Raw genomic sequence first — 20,529 nt, 5'->3', positions numbered from 1 at the left:
AGATCAACCGGCGTTGCGGTAGCTTTTCGGCGAGAACACGGTCATCAGGATGATGCGCATGTCGAGCCAGAGCGACCAGTTCTTGAGATAATAGAGGTCGTATTCCACGCGCAGGCGCATCTTCTGCTCCGTGTCGGTCTCGCCGCGATAGCCGTGAACCTGGGCCCATCCGGTAATGCCGGGCTTGGCGATGTGGCGGCGGGAGTAATAGGCGATCCGTCCGTCGAACGCGTCGTTGAGGGTGACGGGATGCGGCCGCGGCCCCACGACCGACATATGTCCGAGGAGCACATTCACGAACTGCGGCAACTCGTCGATATTGGCACGTCGGAGCCAGCGACCGACGCGCGTGATGCGGACATCGCCCTTGGTCGCCTGACGGAATGCGGCACCATCCTCGAGGACCGTCATGGAGCGGAACTTGAACACCCGGAAGGTTTCGTGATTGAAGCCGTGCCGCGTCTGCCGGAACAGCACTGGCCCTTTGCTGTCGAGCTTGATCGCGATCGCTGTGAGCAGCAGCACGGGCGAGAGCATGACCAGGGCGAGGCTGGCGACGATGATATCGAAGACGCGCTTGGTGATGACCTCGGTGCGCTGGAAGGCAGCGCGCACCAGGATCAGGCCGGCAGCGTTGCCGGCCGTCCCCATGCCCTCATAGCGGTCGAGGACCGGGCCGGGCGCGATATGGATGGCGACCGGAGTTTCCATCAGCGCATCGGTCAGGGTCTCGATGAGGTTGACCTCCGACCACGGCACCACGAGGATCACGTCGTCCGGCTTCAACTGGCGCGTCCGGTCGCGCACGAGGCTGGCGACGTCGTTGATGTGGTCGAGTTCAAGCATGCCGACGGCGCGCCAGCCCACCTGCCGAAGATCATAGCGTTGCATATGGGCGTCGATGTCGTCGCGCCGTCCGACGAGCACGACCTTGCGGGTCGCAAAGCCCGATGACCGACCGACGAATTCGGCGACCTGCGTCGTCCCGAGGCGGAGCACGAAGAGGGCGGCCAGGCCCGCGAAATAGAGCGAGACGGTGGCGCCACGGGAATATTCTGAGCCCGACTTCAACAGGAACATGAGCGCCAGGACGATGCCCGCAGCGATGTTCCAGCTGAGCAGCAGCTCGTCGAACCGGGTCTTAGACTGGACATAGTTCCGGAACCGATAGGATCCGCGCGCTGCGGCGATGATCATATAGACGAGGGCAAAAATCCCGCCCCACCTGAGATGATGCGACAGATTTCCGGCATTCCCGAAGGCGACGGCGTAATACGCCATGCCGGTGGCGAGGGCCGCACTCAAGACGGCGATACCATCGAGCGCGGCGGCGGCGATACCGCAAGGGAGCCACGAGAGGCGGGCCACGGATGAGCCCACAGGAAGGCTGCCATCCAACTGGTCAATGCTGCTCATCATCTTTTTCAACATGCGAAGGAATGCCGAGTCCTGAGAGCCGGAACCTTTGGGTTAGCGATCCCCCGAACATCCGCAAGAAGGGTGCCGTCTGGTGCGTGTCAAAATGAAACGAGCCAAACGATGGCCTCTCTATGACCCGGCGCGACGGATCGCCTGCATCGTCGCCGCAACGTCGCCGCCGAGAAAATGTGTTCGCGCTCCATAAGCGGGAACATCTCCGGAAAAAGGCAGAATTTGGCCATAAAGCGCCAGCCAGGAAAGGCTCCATTCTGCCGGTTCCTCCTGGGCGGCACCGGCTGTCCTCCTGAAAGCGGATGGATCCTGAAGCCCTCGCAGAATAATGTCGACGAGCCGCTTCAGCGGTGCGGGATCGACCGGCTCGCCGCGGGCCTGGGCGATGAAGGCCATCAGAGTCAGCGCTTCGGCGGCGAAGGCGTGATAGCTCCGCGCCTTTGCCCCGCGCGTCATCTCCAGCGGCAGGGTCCCGTCCGCCTGAATATCGGCAAGGCCCTGCTTGAGCACGGCATTCGCCTGGGCCCACATGTCGAGATCACCGGTGGCGAGGGAGGCGGCGGCAAGCGCTGCCCCGGCCCAATAGGTCAGGTTGTTCGGCGGGACATCACGGCGTCCGAGGAAATTCGGGAGGGGTGTGGCCATGGCGTGGAGCCAGGTCTCCAACTGACGGCGCTGACGTATATCCGCCATCGGCTTGAGCTTGAGATAGGCAAGGGCGAATCCCACGAGATACCAGTTTCGCTCGTAATTCGCCTGAAGGCTCGCCAAGTCCTGCGTCAGCACGCCGCTATCGGCCCAGAGGATCATGTCCGCCAGTGCGCAACCCCCTGCGATCACATCGTCGCGGAGAAGAAAGGCATCCGCCCTCTCCTGCTGCAGCCTGACGAACGCCTCATACGGGGCCACCGCCCGGTCCCTTGCCGCCCGCCTTAGCGCGTCGATCTCACGCCCCTGCCGATCTTTGTAGAATGCCTCCACGGCGAGCGGCTGGCGGGGCGGGGTCACCAAATCGCACGCTCCCGCTGGAGCGGGATCACAAAGAAGCAAAAGGGCGGTCCCAGCAAGCGTTGCAACGGTCAATCTCGGTCCTGGCATGGCTTTCGCTACCACAGCTTCAAGGCACGTCTTCCTGGTCACGATGACACGGTTCCGTCGAGCGGCACCAAAACCGGGATGGTTAATGATTGATGAAGGTCCTGTATCAAATCGATACATCCAAAGCTGAGCCCGAGGTGGAACACTAGACCATGAGCATTCGACGCGTAACACTCCCGGGAACAGACCTTCAGACCTCGGCCATCGGCTTCGGCTGTGCTTCTCTTGGCTCGCGGATTGCGACCTCTGATGGCCTGCGCAGCCTGGAAGCGGGCTATGAGGCTGGCGTGACGTGGTATGATGTGGCTCCGCCCTATGGCGCCGGCGAAGCGGAGATCGTCTTGGGAGAGTTTCTCAAGACCCGCCGCGACCGGGTGCAGGTCTGCACTAAGGTGGGCCTGACGCATCCCGAGCGCAATCAACTGATGAAGCTGGTCTATGCCACGGCGAGACCCGTCGCGGGCAAATTGAAGGCGCTGCGGCGCGGCTTTCGCGCCTTGCCCTCGACGCGCTATCGCAAAGTGCCCCTCGATGCGCCGACGATGCGGGCCTCTCTAGACAGGTCCCTGGCCCGGCTCGGCACCGATCATGTGGATGTCTTCGCCCTGCATGATCCAGATGTCTCCGACGTCACCCGTGACGAGGTCCTGCGCGCGCTCGAGGAGATGCAGCGCTCGGGCAAGGCGCGGTATATTTCGGTCGCGGGCAACCTTCCCGCCTGTCTCGCCGGCATCGCACTTCCTTCCCCCTTCGGCATCGCGCAATTCGCGGACGCACCGGGATCGAATGCGCGTTGGCAGGTGGTCGAGGCCGCCGGGCGTCCCGTCGCCACCGTGACCCATTCTGTCTTCGGCGTCGATGGGAGCCACGAGCGCCTCCGCCAGCGACTGATCTCGGACCCTGCAGCGCGCGGGCGCCTCGCCACTGCGGGGTATGACGGTTCACCCGAAGCAACCGCCAGTGCCCTGCTGATGGATCGCGCCCTGGCGGCCAATCAGGAAGGCGTGGTGCTCGCCTCGATGTTCTCCGCAGCCCATCGCAACCACAACATCGAACGCGCTTCGCGGCCGGTGCCTCAGGCGGCCGTCGACCTGCTCCGTTCCCTGTCCGAATATCCTGCTTTGGAGGCGGCGTCCGCATGATCCATGATCACCTGGAAGGCCTGGACGAGCTTCGCCATGATCTCTGCATCATCGGCTCCGGCCCCGTCGGCATCACCCTCGCCTTGGAAATGGCCCGCCTGGGCCGCAGCGTCCTGGTGCTGGAGTCGGGCGGGCGAGACCGCGATGACGCAGTCACCGAGCTTTCGGCGGCGGAGATCCTCGAGCCCGGGCGCCATGACGACATGCGCATCGCCGTCGCCCGCCGTTTCGGCGGCACCTCCAATCTGTGGGCGGCGCGCTGCCAGCCTTTCGACCCGATCGACTTCGAGGCCCGTCCCTGGATCGGTGAGGCCCGCTGGCCGTTGCAGGCAGGGGATCTCGCCTCCGCCCTTGAGGCCGCCTGCGCCTACGCCCATTGCGGCCAGCCGCAATTTCGCGATCCCATTCCCGGCGTCGCGACGCAAGATGAGGCGTTCGATTACACTCGCCTGGAACGGTTCAGCAACCAGCCGGCTTTCCAGCGGGCGCATGCCGCAGAACTGGCGCGAAGCCCGCGGATCGATCTGCGCCTGAACGCCACCGTCACGGATTTCGCCTTCGACGCCCAGGAGCGCGTGTACCGGATCGTGGTCGCCCGTCCCGACGGCAGCCGCCGCGAGATTCCCGTGAACGCTTTGGCGCTGGCCTGCGGCGGGCTCGAGAGCACCCGCCTCCTGCTCGCGGCACAGCGCCGGCAGCCCGGCCGCTTCGGCGGCATCGATGGTCCCTTGGGACGCTATTACATGGGCCACGTGATCGGCGAAGTCGCCGATATCAATTTTGCCTCCGACACCCTCGACCGGGCCTATGATTTCTACACCGATGGCCGGGAGTCTTACGCCCGGCGGCGGTTCATCCCGTCGGATGCCCTGCAGCGTGCTGCGCATCTGCCGAACATCTGCTTCTGGCCGGTGGTGCCGCCGAGCGCCGACCCGCGTCATCGCAGCGCCATCCTCTCCATGGTGATGCTCGCGCTCTCGATCCCACCATTGGGCCGTCGTCTGGTCGCGGAAGCGATCCGCAAGCGCCACGTCCCCGACGACCTGCAGCGCTTGCCCCATGTGATGAATGTCGTTCGCGGCCTGCCGGCGGCGGCGGTCTTCGCCCCGTCCTTCCTCTATCGTCGCTATCTGAGCGCCCTGCGCCTCCCCGGCTTCTTCGTCCGCAATCCGGCGCGCAGCTATGGCCTGTCCTATCATGCCGAACATCTGCCCAATGCCGAAAGCCGGGTTCGCCTCGCCGAGGCAACGGACCGCTTCGGCCTGCCGCGACTGTCGATTGATCTGCGCTTCAGCGCCCGGGATGCCGAAGGGGTCCTGCGCGCCCACGACGAACTGGGAGGCTGGCTCTCGCGCACCGGTTTTGGCAGTATGACCTATCGCCAGCCCCGCGAGGCGACGGCCGAGGCGATCCTCGCGCTTGCCGCTCACGGAACGCACCAGATCGGGACGGTGCGCATGGGCGAGAACCGCCGCGAAGCCGTCGTCGACCGGGATCTGAGATGCTTCGACTGCGACAATCTCTTTGTCGCCGGCTCTGCCGTCTTCCCGACATCGGGCCAGGCCAACCCGACGCTCACCGCCGTCGCCCTCGCCGTGCGTCTGGCCAGGACGCTGGCGAAGCAAAGCCAATCGGCACCCTCCCTCAGGGCAGCCGCCTGAGCGAGCGCCTCAGCCGTTCGGCGCGCTTGGGCTCAACCCGCCTTTTTCTTCGAGAAACTCGATGACCGTCTCGAGACCCTGCCGGGTCTTGAGATTGGTGAAGACATAGGGTCGCTCGCCGCGCATGCGCTTGGTGTCCCTGTCCATGACGTCGAGCGAGGCCCCGACCATGGGTGCGAGATCGATCTTGTTGATCACCAGCAGATCGGAACGGGTGATGCCGGGGCCGCCCTTGCGCGGGATCTTCTCGCCCGCCGCGACGTCGATGACATAGATGGTGAGATCCGCGAGCTCCGGTGAGAACGTCGCCGCAAGGTTGTCGCCGCCCGATTCGATCAGCACCATGTCCAGGTCTGGAAATCGCCCGCGCATTTCGGCAATGGCCGCGAGATTGATGGACGCGTCCTCGCGGATCGCCGTATGCGGACATCCCCCCGTCTCGACGCCCATGATCCGCTCCACGGGCAGGGCCTCGGCGCGGGTGAGGATGAGGGCGTCCTCCTTGGTGTAGATGTCGTTGGTGATGGCGGCGATGTCATAAGTGTCGCGCATGGTCTTGCACAGCGCTTCCATCAGCGCCGTCTTGCCGGAGCCGACCGGGCCGCCGATGCCGACGCGCAAAGGTCCGTGGGGAGAGGAACTCATGTCCGGAACAGCCTCGTATATTGGGTTTCATGATTCATGGAGGCGATGTCGGCGAGGAACGCACATCCGCCGAGATCGTCAAGATCCGCACCGGTCGCCGCATCGGCGATCTCGGCCACGACCGGTTCGAGACGGGCGAGAAGACGCTGCCCCTGCGTCTGACCCAAGGGCACCAGCCGCACTGCCGCTGACACGAGGTTGGCGACGAAGGCGTGCAGATAGGCGGTGAGCGCCATGTCGCAGGCAATCCCGTGGCGGGCGGAGGCCAGGGCGACCGCCACCGGATAGGCGATGTCGCCTGCGGGCAGCAGCGTGTCGGGGGCCCAGGCGGCATTGGTGGCGAGCACGAAGGCGCGACCCTGGGACAGGCTTTCGCTGCGCCGCTCCGCGGAGGGAAAGAAGGCGGCGGCAAGTTCGATGATGTCGGCGAGCCCCTCTCCGCCATCGAGAGCCGCGGCATGGGTTGCACAGAACAGGAGGGCGTCCTGGCGGCCGCCGCCATGGCGAAGGATGTCCTCGATCCAATCGCCCACCGCTTCGGCAGTCGCCGCGTCGCCGGCTTCGACGGCCCATTCGAGCCCATTGCTGTGGCTGAAGGCACCGACCGGATAGGACGGCGACAGCCAGGCGAGCAGGCGATAGAGGGCTGCCGCCTCAGTGATCATGGTCGTGGCTGTGGCTGTGTGAATGACTGTGACTGTGGGCATGGCCGTGAGCGTGGCTTTCAGCATGGCTGTGGGCATGGGCATGCCCGGCCGCCGCATAGGCGCCGCCCTCCGGCAGAAAGGGCTGCGTCACGGCCGTCACCGTCGCACCCAGAGCCCGCAGCATGTCGGCAATGACATGATCCGGACGGATCAGGACGGCCGAGGCCGTGATCTCGGCGGCCAAATGGCGGTTGCCGATGTGCCAGACGAGGCGCATCAGGAGCTCCGGGCTGCCGGCGGTCACGTGCATCAGCGCCTCGGGCTCGGCCCTGACCCGCACGATCCGCCCATCCTCCAATTCGAGCCCGTCGCCCTCCTGCAGCGCCGTAGCCTGCGCCAGATCGAGCAGGAAACGCGTCCCGCCCTTGGTGGTGAGCTGGATGCGCCGGCGATGGCGGCCGTCATGGTCGAGGCTAATCTCGTCATCGGCCTGGGCGAAGGAGCCGGCCGGCCGGACTGTGCGGGCATGGAGCATGGTCATCTCAATACAGGAAATAGAGCTGCGACAGGGGCAAGGTCGTCGCCGGCTCGCAGGTCAGGAGTTCGCCATTGGCGCGCACTTCGTAGGTCTCTGGATTGACCTCGATGGTGGGAGTGAGGTCGTTATGGATCATGCTAGCCTTTGAGATGCCGCCCCGAGTGTTTTCGACGGCGATCATCGTCTTGGCGACGTTGAGACGGACTGGAAGCCCCAGATCCAGCGCAGCCTTTGACACGAAGGTGACGGAGGTGGACCCGAGCGCCTTGCCGAGGCTGCCGAACATGCGCCGGTAATGCACGGGCTCGGGCGTCGGGATGGAGGCATTGGGATCGCCCATGGGCGCCGCCACGATCATGCCGCCGAGGAGCACCATCTCGGGCTTGACGCCGAAGAAGGCCGGCGACCATAGCGTGAGATCGGCCCGTTTGCCCACTTCGACGGATCCCACATGGCGGCTGACACCATGGGCGATGGCCGGGTTGATCGTGTATTTGGCGATGTAGCGCTTGACCCGCAGATTGTCGTTCTCGCCGCGCTCCTCGGCAAGCCGGCCGCGCTGCTGCTTCATCTTGTGCGCGGTCTGCCACGTCCGGATGATCACCTCGCCGACCCGGCCCATGGCCTGGCTGTCGGAGGAGATGATCGAGAACGCCCCCAGATCGTGGAGGATGTCCTCGGCGGCGATCGTTTCCTTGCGGATGCGGCTCTCGGCGAAGGCGATGTCCTCGGGGATCTCGGGATCGAGGTGGTGGCAGACCATGAGCATGTCGAGATGCTCGTCGATCGTATTGCGCGTATAGGGCCGCGTCGGATTGGTGGAGGACGGGATGACGTTGGGCAGGCCGCACACCTTGATGATGTCCGGTGCGTGTCCGCCGCCCGCACCTTCGGTATGAAAGGCGTGGATGGTGCGCCCCTTGAAGGCGGCCACCGTGTTCTCGACGAAGCCGCTCTCGTTGAGGGTATCGGTGTGGATCATCACCTGCACGTCGTAATCATCCGCCACCGACAGGCAGCAGTCGATGGCTGCCGGCGTCGTCCCCCAATCTTCATGCAGCTTCAGGGAGCAGGCGCCGGCCTCGATCATCTCGATCAGCGCCTCGGGCCGCGAGGCATTGCCCTTGCCCGAAAGCCCCAGATTCATCGGCAGTCCGTCGAAGGCTTCGATCATGCGGGCGATATGCCAGGGTCCGGGCGTGCAGGTGGTCGCCAGCGTTCCATGGGCGGGGCCCGTGCCGCCGCCGAGCATGGTGGTGACGCCCGACATGAGGGCATCCTCCACCTGCTGCGGACAGATGAAGTGGATATGGGCATCCATGCCCCCGGCCGTGAGGATCTTGCCCTCCGCGGCGATCGCCTCGGTGCCGGGGCCGATGATAATGTCGACACCGGGCTGGATGTCGGGATTGCCCGCCTTGCCGATGGCGACGATGCGGCCGTCCTTCAGGCCGACATCGGCCTTCACGATTCCCCAATGGTCGATGATGAGGGCATTGGTGATGACCGTATCCACGGCACCGCCGGCGCGGGCGACCTGGGACTGGCCCATGCCGTCGCGGATGACCTTGCCGCCGCCGAACTTCACCTCCTCGCCATAGATCGTCCGGTCCGCCTCCACCTCGATGACGAGGTCGGTGTCCGCGAGTCGGACCTTGTCGCCCACGGTGGGGCCGAACATGTGGGCATAGGCCTCACGCGACAGCGAATAGGGCATCAGAGCGTCCCCATGATCTTCTGGTTGAAGCCATAGACCTCGCGCTTGCCGCCGAGGGGCACGAGATGGACCTGCCGGGACTGTCCCGGCTCGAAGCGCACGGCGGTGCCGGCGGGAATGTCGAGGCGCATGCCGCGGGCAGCCTCGCGATCGAAGGCGAGCGCCGGGTTGGTCTCGTAGAAATGATAATGCGAGCCGACCTGCACGGGCCGGTCCCCGGTATTGGCGACCTCCAGCAGGATGGCGTCCCTCCCGGCATTGAGGATGATCTCGCCGGGCAGGGTCTCGACCGCACCCGGCGCCGTGCGGTGATCCCTGTGGCCCCGGATCGGGTTGTGCACCGTCACCAGCTTGGTGCCGTCGGGGAAGGTCGCCTCGACCTGCACCTCGTGGATCAGTTCGGCGACGCCCTCCATGACCTGGCTCGGCGCCAGCACATGAGCGCCGGCCTCCATGAGATCGGCGACGGAGCGACCGTCCCGGGCGCCTTCCACGACGAAATCGGAGATGAGGGCGATGGCCTCCGGATAGTTCAGCTTCGCACCGCGCTCCAGCCGGCGCCGCGCCACCATGGCCGCCATGGCGACGAGCAGCTTGTCCTTCTCTCGGGGAGTGAGTTTCACGGCCTGTCCTCTGTTGAACGTCCCTCGGCCCGGCCAGCGCGACGCGCACAGCCGGGAACGTGAACCGGGACGACGATTGCTGCGGGATCGATCCTCACAGTCTCCAAACCCTCGGCAAGCTCACCTCCAGCGCCTCCAGCACTTCGCACAGGCGCTGGCGCAATTCGCTCCCCGTTGCCGCCACCATACGCACGGCCAGGAGACCGTTCCAGACGCTGGCACCGCCGATTCCCCCCTTACGCACAAGAAGCGCGCGTGCCCTCTCCAGCCGCGCTTGGACGTCCCCCCCGACCCAGACGAGGCTGGCAAAAGCGAGATTTCCATCGAGCACCGCTGCGCCCGCGCCGGTCACATCGACCGCGCCGCCGAGGCGGGTCGTATCGGCATAGACGAGCCGGCCGCCGCGGCGGATGCGCCAGCGGTCCACGAGCGAGCCGCCGCGAACCGTCTCGCCGGACGCGGTGCGGCCCAGGACGATGCTCTCGCAGAGGAGTGCTTCTGCGGTCTCCGCCAGAGTGACATCGAGCGTGCGCGACAGGCATCCGCCGTCGAACAGGATCGTTTCCTGGGGCAGCCAGTCGAGCCGCGCCCCCTCGCCGACCTCGAGCGAGACATCGAGATGTGCATCGCCCCCCATGGACCGATAGACCCGTTCGGCGGCCTGGGTCGTTACGACGGCACGGGCGCTTTCGGCCACCCGGATCGAGGCTTTGAAGACGTCGCCGCCCGTGACGCCGCCGGCCGTGTTGATGAGCACCGCCTCTGGAAACCCTCCGACACCGAGACGCGGAAAGCGCACCTTGAGAGAGCCTTGCTGATACGCGCCCGACGCATGGGACGCCGGCATGGCACCTTCGATGCACAGGCGTACTTCGCCACTTGCACGCTGCAGGGTTGGAGGCGCGGGAACGGACAAGCGATTCAGCATGGACTGCACCCTATCATGTCATCCCCGGCGCTGCAGCGCATGTCGCGGGACTGGGCAGAACCGCGCGGGATGGCGAAGAGGTGGCACGCTTAAACAGACAACCGCCGGCGGACATCGTCCTCGACCATGTCTTCGGCGCGGCCGGAGAGCACGATCTCGCCCCTGTCCATGACCGCGAAATGATCCGCCAATTCGCGGGCGAAGTCGAAATATTGCTCGACCAGGAGGATCGCCATGTCGCCTTTGTTGCGCAGGTAAGTGATGGCCCGGCCGATATCTTTGATGATCGAGGGCTGGATGCCTTCGGTCGGCTCGTCGAGCAGCAGCAATCGGGGCCGCGTGACGAGAGCTCGGCCGATGGCGAGCTGCTGCTGCTGCCCCCCGGAGAGGTCGCCGCCGCGCCGGCCCTTCATGGACTTCAGCACCGGGAACAGGTCGAAGACTTCGTCGGGCACGGCCTTCTTGATGCCCTTCGGCACGGCCGCAAAGCCCGTCTCCAGATTCTCGAAGACCGTCAGCAGCGGAAAGATCTCGCGTCCCTGGGGGACATAGGCGATGCCCCGCCGTGCCCGGTCATAGGGCTTGAGACCGTTGATGACCTCTCCGTCCCAGCGCACGGAGCCGTCGGTGACGCCATGGTGTCCGGTGATCGCCTTGAGCAGCGAGGTCTTGCCGACCCCGTTGCGGCCCATGAGACAGGTGACCTGGCCGATCTCGGCGGAGATCGAGATCTTTCGCAAGGCCTGGGCGGCACCGTAATAGAGGTCCAGGTTCTCGACGGTCAGCATGCTTCAGCGCCCCAGATAGACTTCGACGACGCGCGGATTGGCGGAGACCTGGTCCAGGCTTCCCTCGGCCAGCACTGACCCCTCATGCAGGACGGTCACCTTGCAGCCGAGGTCGCGGACGAAGACCATGTCGTGTTCGACGACGACGACCGATTGGGTCCTCGCGATGTCCTTCAGCAGGATCGCCGTCTGCTCGGTTTCGGCATCCGTCATTCCTGCGGCAGGCTCATCGACGAGGAGGAGTTGGGGTTGCTGGGCGAGCAGCATCCCGATTTCGAGCCATTGCTTCTGGCCATGGCTGAGATAGGCGGACAGTTCGTTGCGGCGATCGGTCAGGCGGATCAGGGAGAGCAGCTCCTCGATGCGGGTCTTTTCGCCCCCGGCGAGCTTGTGCTTCAGGGTTGCGAAGACGCCGCGCGGAGCTTTCAGGGCAAGCGCGATATTGTCCCAGACCGTATGGCTCTCGAAGACCGTGGGCCGCTGGAACTTGCGGCCGATCCCGAGCTCGGCGATGGACGCCTCGTCCATGGCGGTGAGGTCGGTTTTGCCGGCGAACAGGATGGTGCCGTCATCGGGCCGGGTCTTGCCGGTGATCACGTCCATCATTGTCGTCTTGCCGGCGCCGTTGGGGCCGATGATGGCGCGCATTTCGCCGGGATTGACGATCAGTGACAAGGCGTTGAGGGCGCGGAAACCGTCGAAGGAGACGGTGACGCCGTCGAGATAGAGCAGCGAATTGCTGAGCGCCTCGGTCATGGCCTCACTCCGCCGGCTGGGGTTTCGAGAGCGAGGCGTCGGGCAGCGTGTCGGCCTTCCGCTTCACCCTGCGACCCTGCCAGGCTGCGGCAATGGTCCCCACGATGCCCTTCGGCAGGAACAGCGTCACGGCGATGAACAGGGCACCCAGCGCGAAGAGCCACAATTCGGGCAATGCGCTGGTAAAATAACTTTTGGCGAAGTTCACCACCACCGCGCCGACGATCGGCCCCACCAGGGTGCCGCGACCGCCGACCGCGACCCAGATCACCGCCTCGATGGAATTGGCCGGCGAGAATTCGCTCGGATTGATGATGCCCACCTGCGGCACATAGAGGGCGCCGGCCACGCCCGCCAGCATGGCGGAGACCGTCCAGACGAAGAGCTTGTAGTGCTCGACCCGGTAGCCGAGGAAGCGCGTGCGGCTCTCGGCGTCGCGCACCCCCACCAGCACCTTGCCGAATTTGGAGGTGATGATGCCTCGGCAGAGGACGAAGCCGATCGTCAGTGCGACGGCGGAGGCAGCGAACAACGCGGCACGGGTGCCGTCGGCCTGGATGTTGAAGCCGAGGATGTCCTTGAAGTCGGTGAGACCGTTATTGCCACCGAAGCCCATGTCGTTGCGGAAGAAGGCCAGCAGCAGGGCATAGGTCATGGCCTGGGTGATGATCGACAGATAGACGCCGGTGACGCGGCTGCGGAAGGCGAGCCAGCCGAAGGCGAAGGCCAGAAGGCCCGGCACGATCAGGACCATGAGGGCCGCAAACCAGAAATGATCGAAGCCCAGCCAGTACCAGGGGAGTTCCTTCCAGTTCAGGAACACCATGAAATCCGGCAGCACGGGGTTTCCATAGACGCCGCGAGGACCGATCTGCCGCATCAGATACATGCCCATGGCATAGCCGCCCAGGGCAAAGAAGGCGGCATGGCCAAGGGAGAGGATGCCGCAATACCCCCACACGAGGTCGAGGGCGAGCGCGAGCAGCGCATAGGTGAGATATTTGCCGAACAGCGACACCACATAGGTCGGCACGTGCAGCGTGCTGCCGGGCTCCACCATCAGGTTGAGGATGGGGACGAGGACGGCGATCCCGAGCAGGATGGCGACGACGATCCACGAGAAGCGGTCGAGGCTGCGGGTGATCATGTTTCGATCGCCCTGCCCTTGAGGGCGAACAGGCCACGCGGCCGCCGCTGGATGAACAGGATGATGGCGACGAGGACGATGATCTTGCCGAGCACCGCACCGGCATAGGGCTCGAGGAACTTGTTGACGATCCCCAAGGTGAAGGCGCCCACCAAGGTCCCCCACAGATTGCCGACGCCGCCGAACACCACCACCATGAAGCTGTCGATGATGTAGCCCTGGCCGAGATTGGGGCTCACATTGCTGATCTGGCTCAGGGCGACCCCGGCCATGCCGGCGATGCCGGAGCCCAGCCCGAAGGTCATGGCGTCCACCCAGGGAGTGCGGATGCCCATGCCCCCGGCCATGCGGCGGTTCTGGGTGACGGCGCGGATCTTCAGGCCGAAGGCGGTGTAGCGCAGCACCAGGTTCAGCACGGCGAAGACGATGAGGGCGAAGATGACGATGTAGAGCCGGTTCCAGGTGATGGACAGGCCCCCGAGCTCGAAGGCCCCCGACATCCAGGAGGGCGAGCCCACCTGTCGATTGCTGGGGCCGAAAAGGGTGCGGATGGCCTGCTGCAGGATCAGCGAAAGCCCCCAGGTGGCGAGCAGGGTTTCCAAGGGCCGCCCGTAGAGGAAGCGGATGATCGACCGTTCGATGGCGATGCCGATGGCTCCCGCGACGATGAAGGCCACGGGGATCGCGATCAGCACCGAACCCCCGAGCAGCCCGGGCATGGTCTGGGCGATGACGGTCTGCACGACGAAGGTCGTGTAGGCGCCGATCATGACCATTTCGCCATGCGCCATGTTGATGACGCCCATGACCCCGAAAGTGATAGCAAGCCCGATGGCCGCGAGCAGGAGCACCGAGCCCAGCGAGATGCCGTACCAGATGTTCTGGACCGCATCCCAGATCATCAGATTCTGCTCGATATCGGCCATGGCCGCCTGGGCCGCGGTCGGGACTGGGCCCTCGCCGGCCGAGATGCTGGAGAGCATCGTCAAGGCCTCGCGGTTGTTTCGGGCGGCGATCGTGGCGACGGCTGCAACCTTGTCATCCACGGATGTCTCCGCGGATTTGAGGATCACTGCCGCACGGGCCTCTTCCATCACGGTGCGGATCTGTGGATCCTTCTCCGCCGCCAGCGCCTTGTCGAGGGCTGCGAGCCCGTCCGGGTCGGGGGTGATGAAGAGGGTGTTGGCGGCCGACAAGCGGACGCCGGGGTCGGGGCTCATCAATGTCAGCCCGGCCAGCGCCGAGCGGATCTCCCGGCGCAGCGAATTGTTCACGCGAATCTTCTCGATCTCGTTGCGGCCCGCCTGGCCGGCAGCCGCGCCGGTCACCGGCTCGAAGAGATCGAATCCGCTGCCGCTGCGGGTGGCCTTGAAGACGGCTCCATCGCTTTTGCGACGATAGAGATCGCCCTCGGACAAGGCCTCGAGGACGGGAGCCACGGCCGGATTGCCGCTGGCACCGAGGCTGGCCACGGCTGCCGCCGTTGCGGCGAAATCTGCGCCCCCCAGCGCGTCCACCTGGGCCTTGATGTCCTGTGCGGAGGCGAGGCCGGGCGCGAGGAGGGCGGCGAAGAGAAGAAGTATGCGGAACAAGTGCATGAGTCCGGTGCTCTCCGCAGTTTTTACCCATCATCCCCGGACTTTGACCCCGCGGGTCCAGGGTCCCGGGGGAAAGCCTGCGCCGTGTCGTTCTCGATCCCCGGGTTACTCCCGGGGATGACGTGGATGATGGACCGTTAGCCTGCACAGCCTTGCGGGATGGTCCGGCCGGACCACATGACGCTGACCCTGATCCGGCCGGTTTCCGTTCCCCTCCGGAAGTCGTCAGGAGCCGCTTTTTCCCAGACACTTGCCTGTAGCGACATTGTAGTTGCCGCAGGCCATGGGTTTGCGCCAATCGGAGATCAGGTCTTTCGAACCGGGCAGGAAGTCGGACCACTCGTCGCCGACGATGAGCCCGGGCGTCTGCAGCACGGTCTCGAACTGGCCGTCATCCTGGATCTCGCCGATCAGCACCGGCTTGGTGATGTGGTGGTTCGGCATCATCGCCGACATCCCGCCCGAGAGATTGGGCACGGACACGCCGATCAGCGCATCGATGACGGCGTCGGGATCGGTCGTCCCGGCCTTCTCGACTGCTTTCACCCACATGTTGAAGCCGATATAGGCAGCTTCCATCGGGTCGTTGGTGACCCGCTTGTCGTCCTTGATGAAGCCGTGCCAGGCCTTGATGAACTCTTCGTTCTCGGGCGAGTCGACGCTCATGAAGTAGTTCCAGGCGGCGAGATGGCCGACCAGCGGCTTGGTGTCGACGCCGGCGAGTTCTTCTTCGCCCACCGAAAAGGCCACGACCGGGATGTCCTCGGCCTTGACGCCTTGATTGCCCAGCTCCTTGTAGAAGGGAACATTGGCATCGCCATTGATGGTCGAGACGACGGCGGTCTTCTTGCCGGCCGAGCCGAAGCTCTTGATCTCGGACACGATCGACTGCCAGTCGGACTGGCCGAACGGCGTATAGTTGATCATGATGTCTTCCGCGGCCACGCCCTTGGCCTTGAGATAGGCCTCGAGGATCTTGTTGGTCGTGCGCGGATAGACATAGTCGGTGCCCGCCAGGACCCAGCGCTCGACGCCCTCCTGATCCATCAGATAGTCGACCGCGGGGATCGCCTGCTGATTGGGAGCCGCACCGGTATAGAAGATGTTGCGCGAGGACTCCTCGCCTTCATACTGTACGGGGTAGAAGAGGAGGCCGTTGAGCTCCTCGAACACGGGCAGCACGGACTTGCGGCTGACCGAGGTCCAGCAGCCGAACACGGCCGCGACCTTGTCCTGCGACAGCAGCTGCCTCGCCTTTTCGGCAAACAGCGGCCAATCCGACGCCGGATCCACCACGACGGCCTCGAGCTTCTTGCCCAGAAGTCCGCCCTTCTTGTTCTGCTCCTCGACGAGCATCAGCATGACGTCCTTGAGCGTCGTCTCTGAAATCGCCATGGTCCCCGACAGAGAGTGCAGCACGCCAACCTTGATCGTGTCGTCTGCGGCCGATGCAGTCCTCGGCGCGAGCGCCATGACCCCCAACGCAACCACCGTGACGACGGTCTTGAGCAATCCCCAGGCTTTCTTCATGAAATGCCTCCCAGTTTTCCCGGTCTTGTGCATCGCAAAAGCAATGCCAAGACGAGGGGGAAGCTTTCGGAAGAAGGAAGCCCCTGGAATCAAAAGGTAAAGAGAAATTAACCATGATCGCGCAGCGTTCACCTTGGCGGATGCCACTGCTCAAGCCATGCGCAACTGATTAAAATATCATCGGACACCGAAGCGCGCGGGCGGCCCGCCCGTCTGCCTCCATCAGGCTGCGGTGACCCGGTTCCGCAACACATGGCGGATCTTCCGGGCCAGCGCCTCGCGCGTATAGGGCTTGCTCAGAAGTTCGGTGTCCTCGTCCAATCGACCATTATGGACGATGGCGTTGTCCGTATAGCCTGAGGTGAACAGAACGGCGATGTCGGGCAGACGCTCCCTTGCCTTGCGGGCCAATTCCGGACTGCGCAACGGACCCGGCATGACCACGTCGGTGAAAAGGACGTCGAGGGACACGCCGCTCTCGATGATCGCCAACCCGCTGTGCGCGTCCCTCGCCTTCAGGACGCGATACCCAAGCTCCGAGAGCATTTCCACAACGGTGGAGCGCACATCCTCGTCATCCTCGACCACGAGGATCGTTTCGCTTCCCCCCACCACCGGTCCGACCTCGACGTCGCTGGCCAGATCTTCGCTCTGCCGCACCCTCGGCAGATAAAGACGCACGGTCGTTCCCTGGCCGGGTTCGCTGTAGATCTTGATGTGACCGTTCGACTGCTTCACGAACCCATAGACCATGCTCAGCCCGAGCCCGGTCCCCTGCCCTTCGGGCTTCGTCGTGTAGAAGGGTTCGAAGACCTGCTCGAGGATCTCCGGTGCAATCCCGCAGCCGGTGTCGGTGACGGCCAGCATGACATATTGCCCCGGCACCACATCCACATGCCGGGCAGCATAGGCATCGTCCAGCGATGCGTTTCCCGCCTCGATTGTGAGCCGGCCATGCCCGTCCATTGCATCGCGCGCATTGATCGCGAGGTTCAGCAACGCGTTCTCCACCTGATAGGAATCGGTGAAGACGTTCCACAAGCCGCCGCCGATGACCGTCTCGATTTCTATTCCATCCCCTAGCGCCCGTCGCAGCATGTCGTCGAGGCCGCGGACGAACCGTCCGAGATTGACGACCTTCGGCGCCAGCGGTTGGCGTCGGCCGAAGGCGAGCAATTGCGAAGCGAGCTTCGCCCCGCGCGTGACTCCCGCCAAGGCGTTCTTGACCCTCTGCTCCGCACGCTCGCTGCCGGCAACGTCCTTGGAGAGCAGTTGCAGATTGCCGCCGACGACCTGCAGCAGATTGTTGAAGTCGTGAGCAACCCCGCCGGTAAGCCTGCCGATGGCTTCCATCTTCTGCGCCAGCCGCAGGGCTTCCGCCGCCTGTTCGATGGCGACGGCCGCCTCCTTGTCGGCGGTGACGTCTCGCCCCACGCCGTGCAGCATGTCCGTGGCCTCGTCCGCCGAAACGGTCCAGGAGATCCAGCGCCAGCTGCCATCGGCAGTCTTCACCCGATTCTCGAACCGCTTCGAGCGCCCGCTGCCCGGCAGCGCAGCAAGGTCTCGCGAGACGGTCTCGCATTCATCGGGATGCAGGAAGCCGATATAGTCTTGGCCGAGCAGCTCTTCCGGCGCATGGCCGAGGACCCGTGTCCATGAAGGGCTCACCCTGACCAGCCGGCCACGGGAATCGGCGATGACGAGCAGATCCTCGCTCAGCTCCCACAACCTGTCCCGCTCTGCCAGCGCCAGGTGGACGCGATGCTCCAGGGTTCGCGCATCCTCCCGCAGCCTTTCCTCGGACTCCTTGCGGATCTGCGCGAACTGGAGATTGCTGGCGACGCGCGCCAATAACTCCCGAGCCGCAAAGGGCTTGGTGAGATAGTCGTCGGCCCCCGCCTCGAGGCCGCCGACCCGCGCCTCCTCTCCGGCGCGCGCCGAAAGCAGGAGGACCGGTGTATGCCGGAGAGTCTCGTCCTCGCGGAGGGCGGCCAGCAGGCCGAAGCCGTCGAGCTTCGGCATCATGACGTCCGACAAGACCAGATCGGGCGCCCGGCTCCGTGCTGCCGACAACGCGGCCTCACCATCCACCGCCATCTCGACAGTGTAACCTTCGCCACGCAAGAGACGTCCGATATAGTCCCGCAGATCTGCATTGTCGTCGGCCACGAGGATGCGCTTGCCCTTCTCCGCCCCTCCCGAAGGGACGCCAACATCCTCTGCAGCGGACGCGATCGGCGAACTCTCCTCGCCCGCCTCCGCCGCTGATCCGGGCAGCCAGCGGAGGGCTTCCTGGACATAGGCATCCGCGCGGAGGCTGCTGGCGGCCGCTTCAGTCTCCCCAGTGTCAGTGCCGGTGGTGAGGTGCTGCCTGCCGAAGGGCACGACGACATGAAAGCGCGTGCCTCGCCCCACTTCGCTCTCGACCCTGATCGAGCCCCCATGCAACCGGACCAGTTCCTGGACCAGGGCCAGCCCGATACCGCTCCCCTCGATGGTTCGGCCGCGCGATCCCTCGATGCGGTGGAAGCGCTCGAACAATCTCGGCAGCTCCGCCTCGGAGATGCCGATCCCGGTATCGGCAATCACGAGCTCGGCCCCCAACCCGTCTTTTGCGGCAGCCATGGTGACTGTGACCTCGCCGGTGAAGGTGAACTTGAAGGCGTTGGACAGGAGGTTGAGGACGATTTTCTCCCACATGTCCCGGTCCACGAAGACAGTGTTGGGCAGTGCTGGGCAGGTGACGACCAGCTTCAGCCCCGCCTTCTCCATCGCCGAACGGAAGGTGGAGGCAATGTCGGCGGTATAGCTCGCAAGATCGGTCGCAGCGAAATGGGTCCGGACGCGTCCCGCCTCGATGCGCGAGAAATCGAGGAGGATGTTGACGAGCTTGAGAAGCCGAAGACTGTTGCGATGGGTGACTTCGATGAGGGTTCTGTCTGCCGACTCCGTGTCGCCCTGATGCCGCGCCATCAGTTCCTCCAGCGGCCCCAGCATCAGGGTGAGCGGAGTACGGAACTCATGGCTGACATTGGAGAAGAACGTGGTCTTGGCCCGATCGATCTCAGCCAGCGCCTCGGCGCGGCGTCGTTCCTCCTCGTAAGCTTGGGCATTGCCGATCGCCGACCCGATCTGCCCCGCGACGAGTTCGAGGAATCCCTGATAGCCTTCATCCAGCACCCGGTAGGGATTGAGACCAACCACGAGGATGCCGGGGCGGCCCACCTCGCCGGAGGTGACGACCGGGAGGATGGCTGCCGAGTGAGGCGGCTGGCTCCAGGCGCCCAGAGGCAGCTGGACGCCGAGCTCCTGATCACCAAGCTCTGAGATCAGGCGCGGCTTGTGGCTGGTCATGACCTCGGCGCAGGGCCAGACTGACATGCCCTCCCCTCGGATCGTGGCCGGCGCGCCAGGATGCGACCGGTCGATCCCCTGTGTCGCGACCAGCGACAGGCAATCATCCTCCGCCTCGCTCATATAGAGCAGGGCGAAGGGAAGATCCTGAGGATTGGTTGCCAGGGCCAAGGCGGCTTGCTCGCAGGCGTCATCCCGTGTCCGCGCATTCGCGGTGCGCGTCGCGAGTTCCCGCAGCAGGGTCAGTTGTCGTTCACCGATGACGCGCTGCGTGTCGTCCGTATTCGCACAGATGATGCCGCCCGGATTTCCGTCGTCGTCCGGAATGGGACTATAGGAGAAGGTGTAATAGGTCTCCTCCGGATAGCCGTTGCGCTCCATGATGAGGAGCTGTTCCTCGACATAGGTCCCCTCCATGCCGCTCATGGCGGTATCGAGCATCGGCCCGATATCGGTCCAGATTTCGCTCCATACGACGGCGGTCGGCTCGGCCAATGCGCGTGGATGCTTGCCGCCGATGATCGACTTGTAGGCATCATTGTAGAAAAAGTGCAGCTCTCGGCCCCAGCCGACCCAGATCGGCTGCCGCGAGGTCAGCATGATCCGTAGAGCTGTCTTGAGACTTTGCGGCCAGGATCGGGGAAGGCCAAGAGGACTTTTCGACCAGTCATGGGCACGCATGAGAGCGCCCATTTCTCCGCCGCCCGAAAGAAACTTCGCGCCGTCCGGCTCAGCCTCCGGGGCCACCCACACGCTCGTATCCGTCAATCCCCCCTCCGTGGGAAACAGCCCAGGCCCCCGGGCGCGACGATAGAGGCTGCCGCCGCCAGTAAACAGTCAGCAGGCCCATTTCGTTCACCGCCATTTTGGCGTCTCCCTGAAGAAACGCAACAACGCTGAGACTTCTGCGTTGCACGATAAGTTCA

General features: G+C 64.8%; 16 protein-coding genes. 2 read left to right on the top strand and 14 right to left on the bottom strand.

Features of this window, described 5'->3' with window-relative positions:
* Positions 1–3: 3 nt before the first annotated feature.
* Both FKM97_RS05485 and FKM97_RS05480 read right to left on the bottom strand, forming a co-directional pair.
* The gene (locus tag FKM97_RS05485; RefSeq protein WP_170240769.1) at positions 4–1,419 is read right to left on the bottom strand and encodes an exopolysaccharide biosynthesis polyprenyl glycosylphosphotransferase; all 1,416 of its coding nucleotides are present in this window, start codon (positions 1,417–1,419) and stop codon (positions 4–6) included.
* A 129-nt stretch (positions 1,420–1,548) separates the two neighbouring features.
* Positions 1,549–2,439: an alginate lyase family protein gene (locus tag FKM97_RS05480; protein ID WP_170240768.1), complete on the bottom strand. Its 891-nt coding sequence runs from the start codon at positions 2,437–2,439 to the stop codon at positions 1,549–1,551.
* A 242-nt stretch (positions 2,440–2,681) separates the two neighbouring features.
* On the opposite strand from FKM97_RS05480, the gene FKM97_RS05475 reads away from it, so the two are divergent.
* Both FKM97_RS05475 and FKM97_RS05470 read left to right on the top strand, forming a co-directional pair.
* The gene (locus tag FKM97_RS05475) at positions 2,682–3,671 is read left to right on the top strand and encodes an aldo/keto reductase (protein ID WP_144291385.1); all 990 of its coding nucleotides are present in this window, start codon (positions 2,682–2,684) and stop codon (positions 3,669–3,671) included.
* Positions 3,668–5,332, top strand: coding sequence for an FAD-dependent oxidoreductase (locus tag FKM97_RS05470; protein ID WP_144291384.1), 1,665 nt, complete (start codon positions 3,668–3,670; stop codon positions 5,330–5,332). Before FKM97_RS05475 ends, FKM97_RS05470 begins: the two co-directional genes overlap by 4 nt.
* A gap of 9 nt (positions 5,333–5,341) precedes the next feature.
* Here FKM97_RS05470 and ureG read toward each other — a convergent pair whose 3' ends face one another.
* The 12 genes from ureG to FKM97_RS05410 form a co-directional block, all read right to left on the bottom strand.
* A complete protein-coding gene (gene ureG, locus FKM97_RS05465) occupies positions 5,342–5,977 on the bottom strand; it encodes an urease accessory protein UreG (protein ID WP_144291383.1) in 636 nt (211 codons plus the stop codon).
* The gene (locus tag FKM97_RS05460) at positions 5,974–6,684 is read right to left on the bottom strand and encodes an urease accessory protein UreF (protein ID WP_246104946.1); all 711 of its coding nucleotides are present in this window, start codon (positions 6,682–6,684) and stop codon (positions 5,974–5,976) included. Before FKM97_RS05460 ends, ureG begins: the two co-directional genes overlap by 4 nt.
* On the bottom strand, positions 6,632–7,159 hold the full coding sequence (locus FKM97_RS05455) for an urease accessory protein UreE (protein ID WP_205014739.1): 528 nt from the start codon (positions 7,157–7,159) through the stop codon (positions 6,632–6,634). Before FKM97_RS05455 ends, FKM97_RS05460 begins: the two co-directional genes overlap by 53 nt.
* Positions 7,160–7,166: 7 nt before the next feature.
* Entirely contained in the window at positions 7,167–8,879 is a 1,713-nt protein-coding gene (gene ureC, locus FKM97_RS05450) for an urease subunit alpha (RefSeq protein WP_144291381.1), read from the bottom strand.
* Positions 8,879–9,502: an urease subunit gamma gene (locus FKM97_RS05445; RefSeq protein ID WP_144291380.1), complete on the bottom strand. Its 624-nt coding sequence runs from the start codon at positions 9,500–9,502 to the stop codon at positions 8,879–8,881. The genes ureC and FKM97_RS05445 overlap by 1 nt, the downstream gene beginning before the upstream one ends.
* A gap of 94 nt (positions 9,503–9,596) precedes the next feature.
* Positions 9,597–10,430, bottom strand: coding sequence for an urease accessory protein UreD (locus FKM97_RS05440; RefSeq protein WP_144291379.1), 834 nt, complete (start codon positions 10,428–10,430; stop codon positions 9,597–9,599).
* 89 nt (positions 10,431–10,519) lie between these two features.
* Complete coding sequence (gene urtE, locus FKM97_RS05435; RefSeq protein ID WP_144291378.1) at positions 10,520–11,218, bottom strand: urea ABC transporter ATP-binding subunit UrtE; 699 nt, start codon at positions 11,216–11,218, stop codon at positions 10,520–10,522.
* Between the two features lie 3 nt (positions 11,219–11,221).
* Positions 11,222–11,974, bottom strand: a complete 753-nt coding sequence (urtD, locus tag FKM97_RS05430; RefSeq protein ID WP_144291377.1) for an urea ABC transporter ATP-binding protein UrtD — start codon at positions 11,972–11,974, stop codon at positions 11,222–11,224.
* Between the two features lie 4 nt (positions 11,975–11,978).
* The gene (gene urtC, locus FKM97_RS05425; protein WP_144291376.1) at positions 11,979–13,121 is read right to left on the bottom strand and encodes an urea ABC transporter permease subunit UrtC; all 1,143 of its coding nucleotides are present in this window, start codon (positions 13,119–13,121) and stop codon (positions 11,979–11,981) included.
* Positions 13,118–14,719 (bottom strand): urea ABC transporter permease subunit UrtB, encoded by a 1,602-nt coding sequence (gene urtB, locus FKM97_RS05420; RefSeq protein ID WP_144291375.1) that lies wholly within the window; start codon positions 14,717–14,719, stop codon positions 13,118–13,120. Before urtB ends, urtC begins: the two co-directional genes overlap by 4 nt.
* 225 nt (positions 14,720–14,944) lie before the next feature.
* Positions 14,945–16,192, bottom strand: coding sequence for an urea ABC transporter substrate-binding protein (gene urtA / locus FKM97_RS05415; RefSeq protein WP_205014790.1), 1,248 nt, complete (start codon positions 16,190–16,192; stop codon positions 14,945–14,947).
* 279 nt (positions 16,193–16,471) lie between these two features.
* On the bottom strand, positions 16,472–20,371 hold the full coding sequence (locus FKM97_RS05410; RefSeq protein WP_246104944.1) for an ATP-binding protein: 3,900 nt from the start codon (positions 20,369–20,371) through the stop codon (positions 16,472–16,474).
* Between the last annotated feature and the right edge of the window lie 158 nt (positions 20,372–20,529).

The organism is Rhodoligotrophos appendicifer (assembly GCF_007474605.1).
In the GTDB taxonomy this organism is placed as follows: Bacteria; Pseudomonadota; Alphaproteobacteria; order Rhizobiales; family Im1; genus Rhodoligotrophos; species Rhodoligotrophos appendicifer.
The sequence above is the reverse complement of the archived record's forward strand: the minus strand, read 5'-3'. Positions and strand labels throughout refer to the sequence as shown.

What these genes read in the sequence shown, in the direction of transcription:
- ureC (WP_144291381.1), bottom strand. Translation starts at nt 8,879, where the DNA reads ATGCCCTATTCGCTGTCGCGTGAGGCCTATGCCCACATGTTCGGCCCC.
- urtC (WP_144291376.1), bottom strand. Translation starts at nt 13,121, where the DNA reads ATGATCACCCGCAGCCTCGACCGCTTCTCGTGGATCGTCGTCGCCATC.
- urtE (WP_144291378.1), bottom strand. Translation starts at nt 11,218, where the DNA reads ATGCTGACCGTCGAGAACCTGGACCTCTATTACGGTGCCGCCCAGGCC.
- FKM97_RS05460 (WP_246104946.1), bottom strand. Translation starts at nt 6,684, where the DNA reads ATGCCCACAGTCACAGTCATTCACACAGCCACAGCCACGACCATGATC.
- ureG (WP_144291383.1), bottom strand. Translation starts at nt 5,977, where the DNA reads ATGAGTTCCTCTCCCCACGGACCTTTGCGCGTCGGCATCGGCGGCCCG.
- FKM97_RS05455 (WP_205014739.1), bottom strand. Translation starts at nt 7,159, where the DNA reads ATGCTCCATGCCCGCACAGTCCGGCCGGCCGGCTCCTTCGCCCAGGCC.
- FKM97_RS05440 (WP_144291379.1), bottom strand. Translation starts at nt 10,430, where the DNA reads ATGCTGAATCGCTTGTCCGTTCCCGCGCCTCCAACCCTGCAGCGTGCA.
- urtD (WP_144291377.1), bottom strand. Translation starts at nt 11,974, where the DNA reads ATGACCGAGGCGCTCAGCAATTCGCTGCTCTATCTCGACGGCGTCACC.
- FKM97_RS05475 (WP_144291385.1), top strand. Translation starts at nt 2,682, where the DNA reads ATGAGCATTCGACGCGTAACACTCCCGGGAACAGACCTTCAGACCTCG.
- FKM97_RS05485 (WP_170240769.1), bottom strand. Translation starts at nt 1,419, where the DNA reads ATGATGAGCAGCATTGACCAGTTGGATGGCAGCCTTCCTGTGGGCTCA.
- FKM97_RS05470 (WP_144291384.1), top strand. Translation starts at nt 3,668, where the DNA reads ATGATCCATGATCACCTGGAAGGCCTGGACGAGCTTCGCCATGATCTC.
- urtB (WP_144291375.1), bottom strand. Translation starts at nt 14,719, where the DNA reads ATGCACTTGTTCCGCATACTTCTTCTCTTCGCCGCCCTCCTCGCGCCC.
- urtA (WP_205014790.1), bottom strand. Translation starts at nt 16,192, where the DNA reads ATGGCGCTCGCGCCGAGGACTGCATCGGCCGCAGACGACACGATCAAG.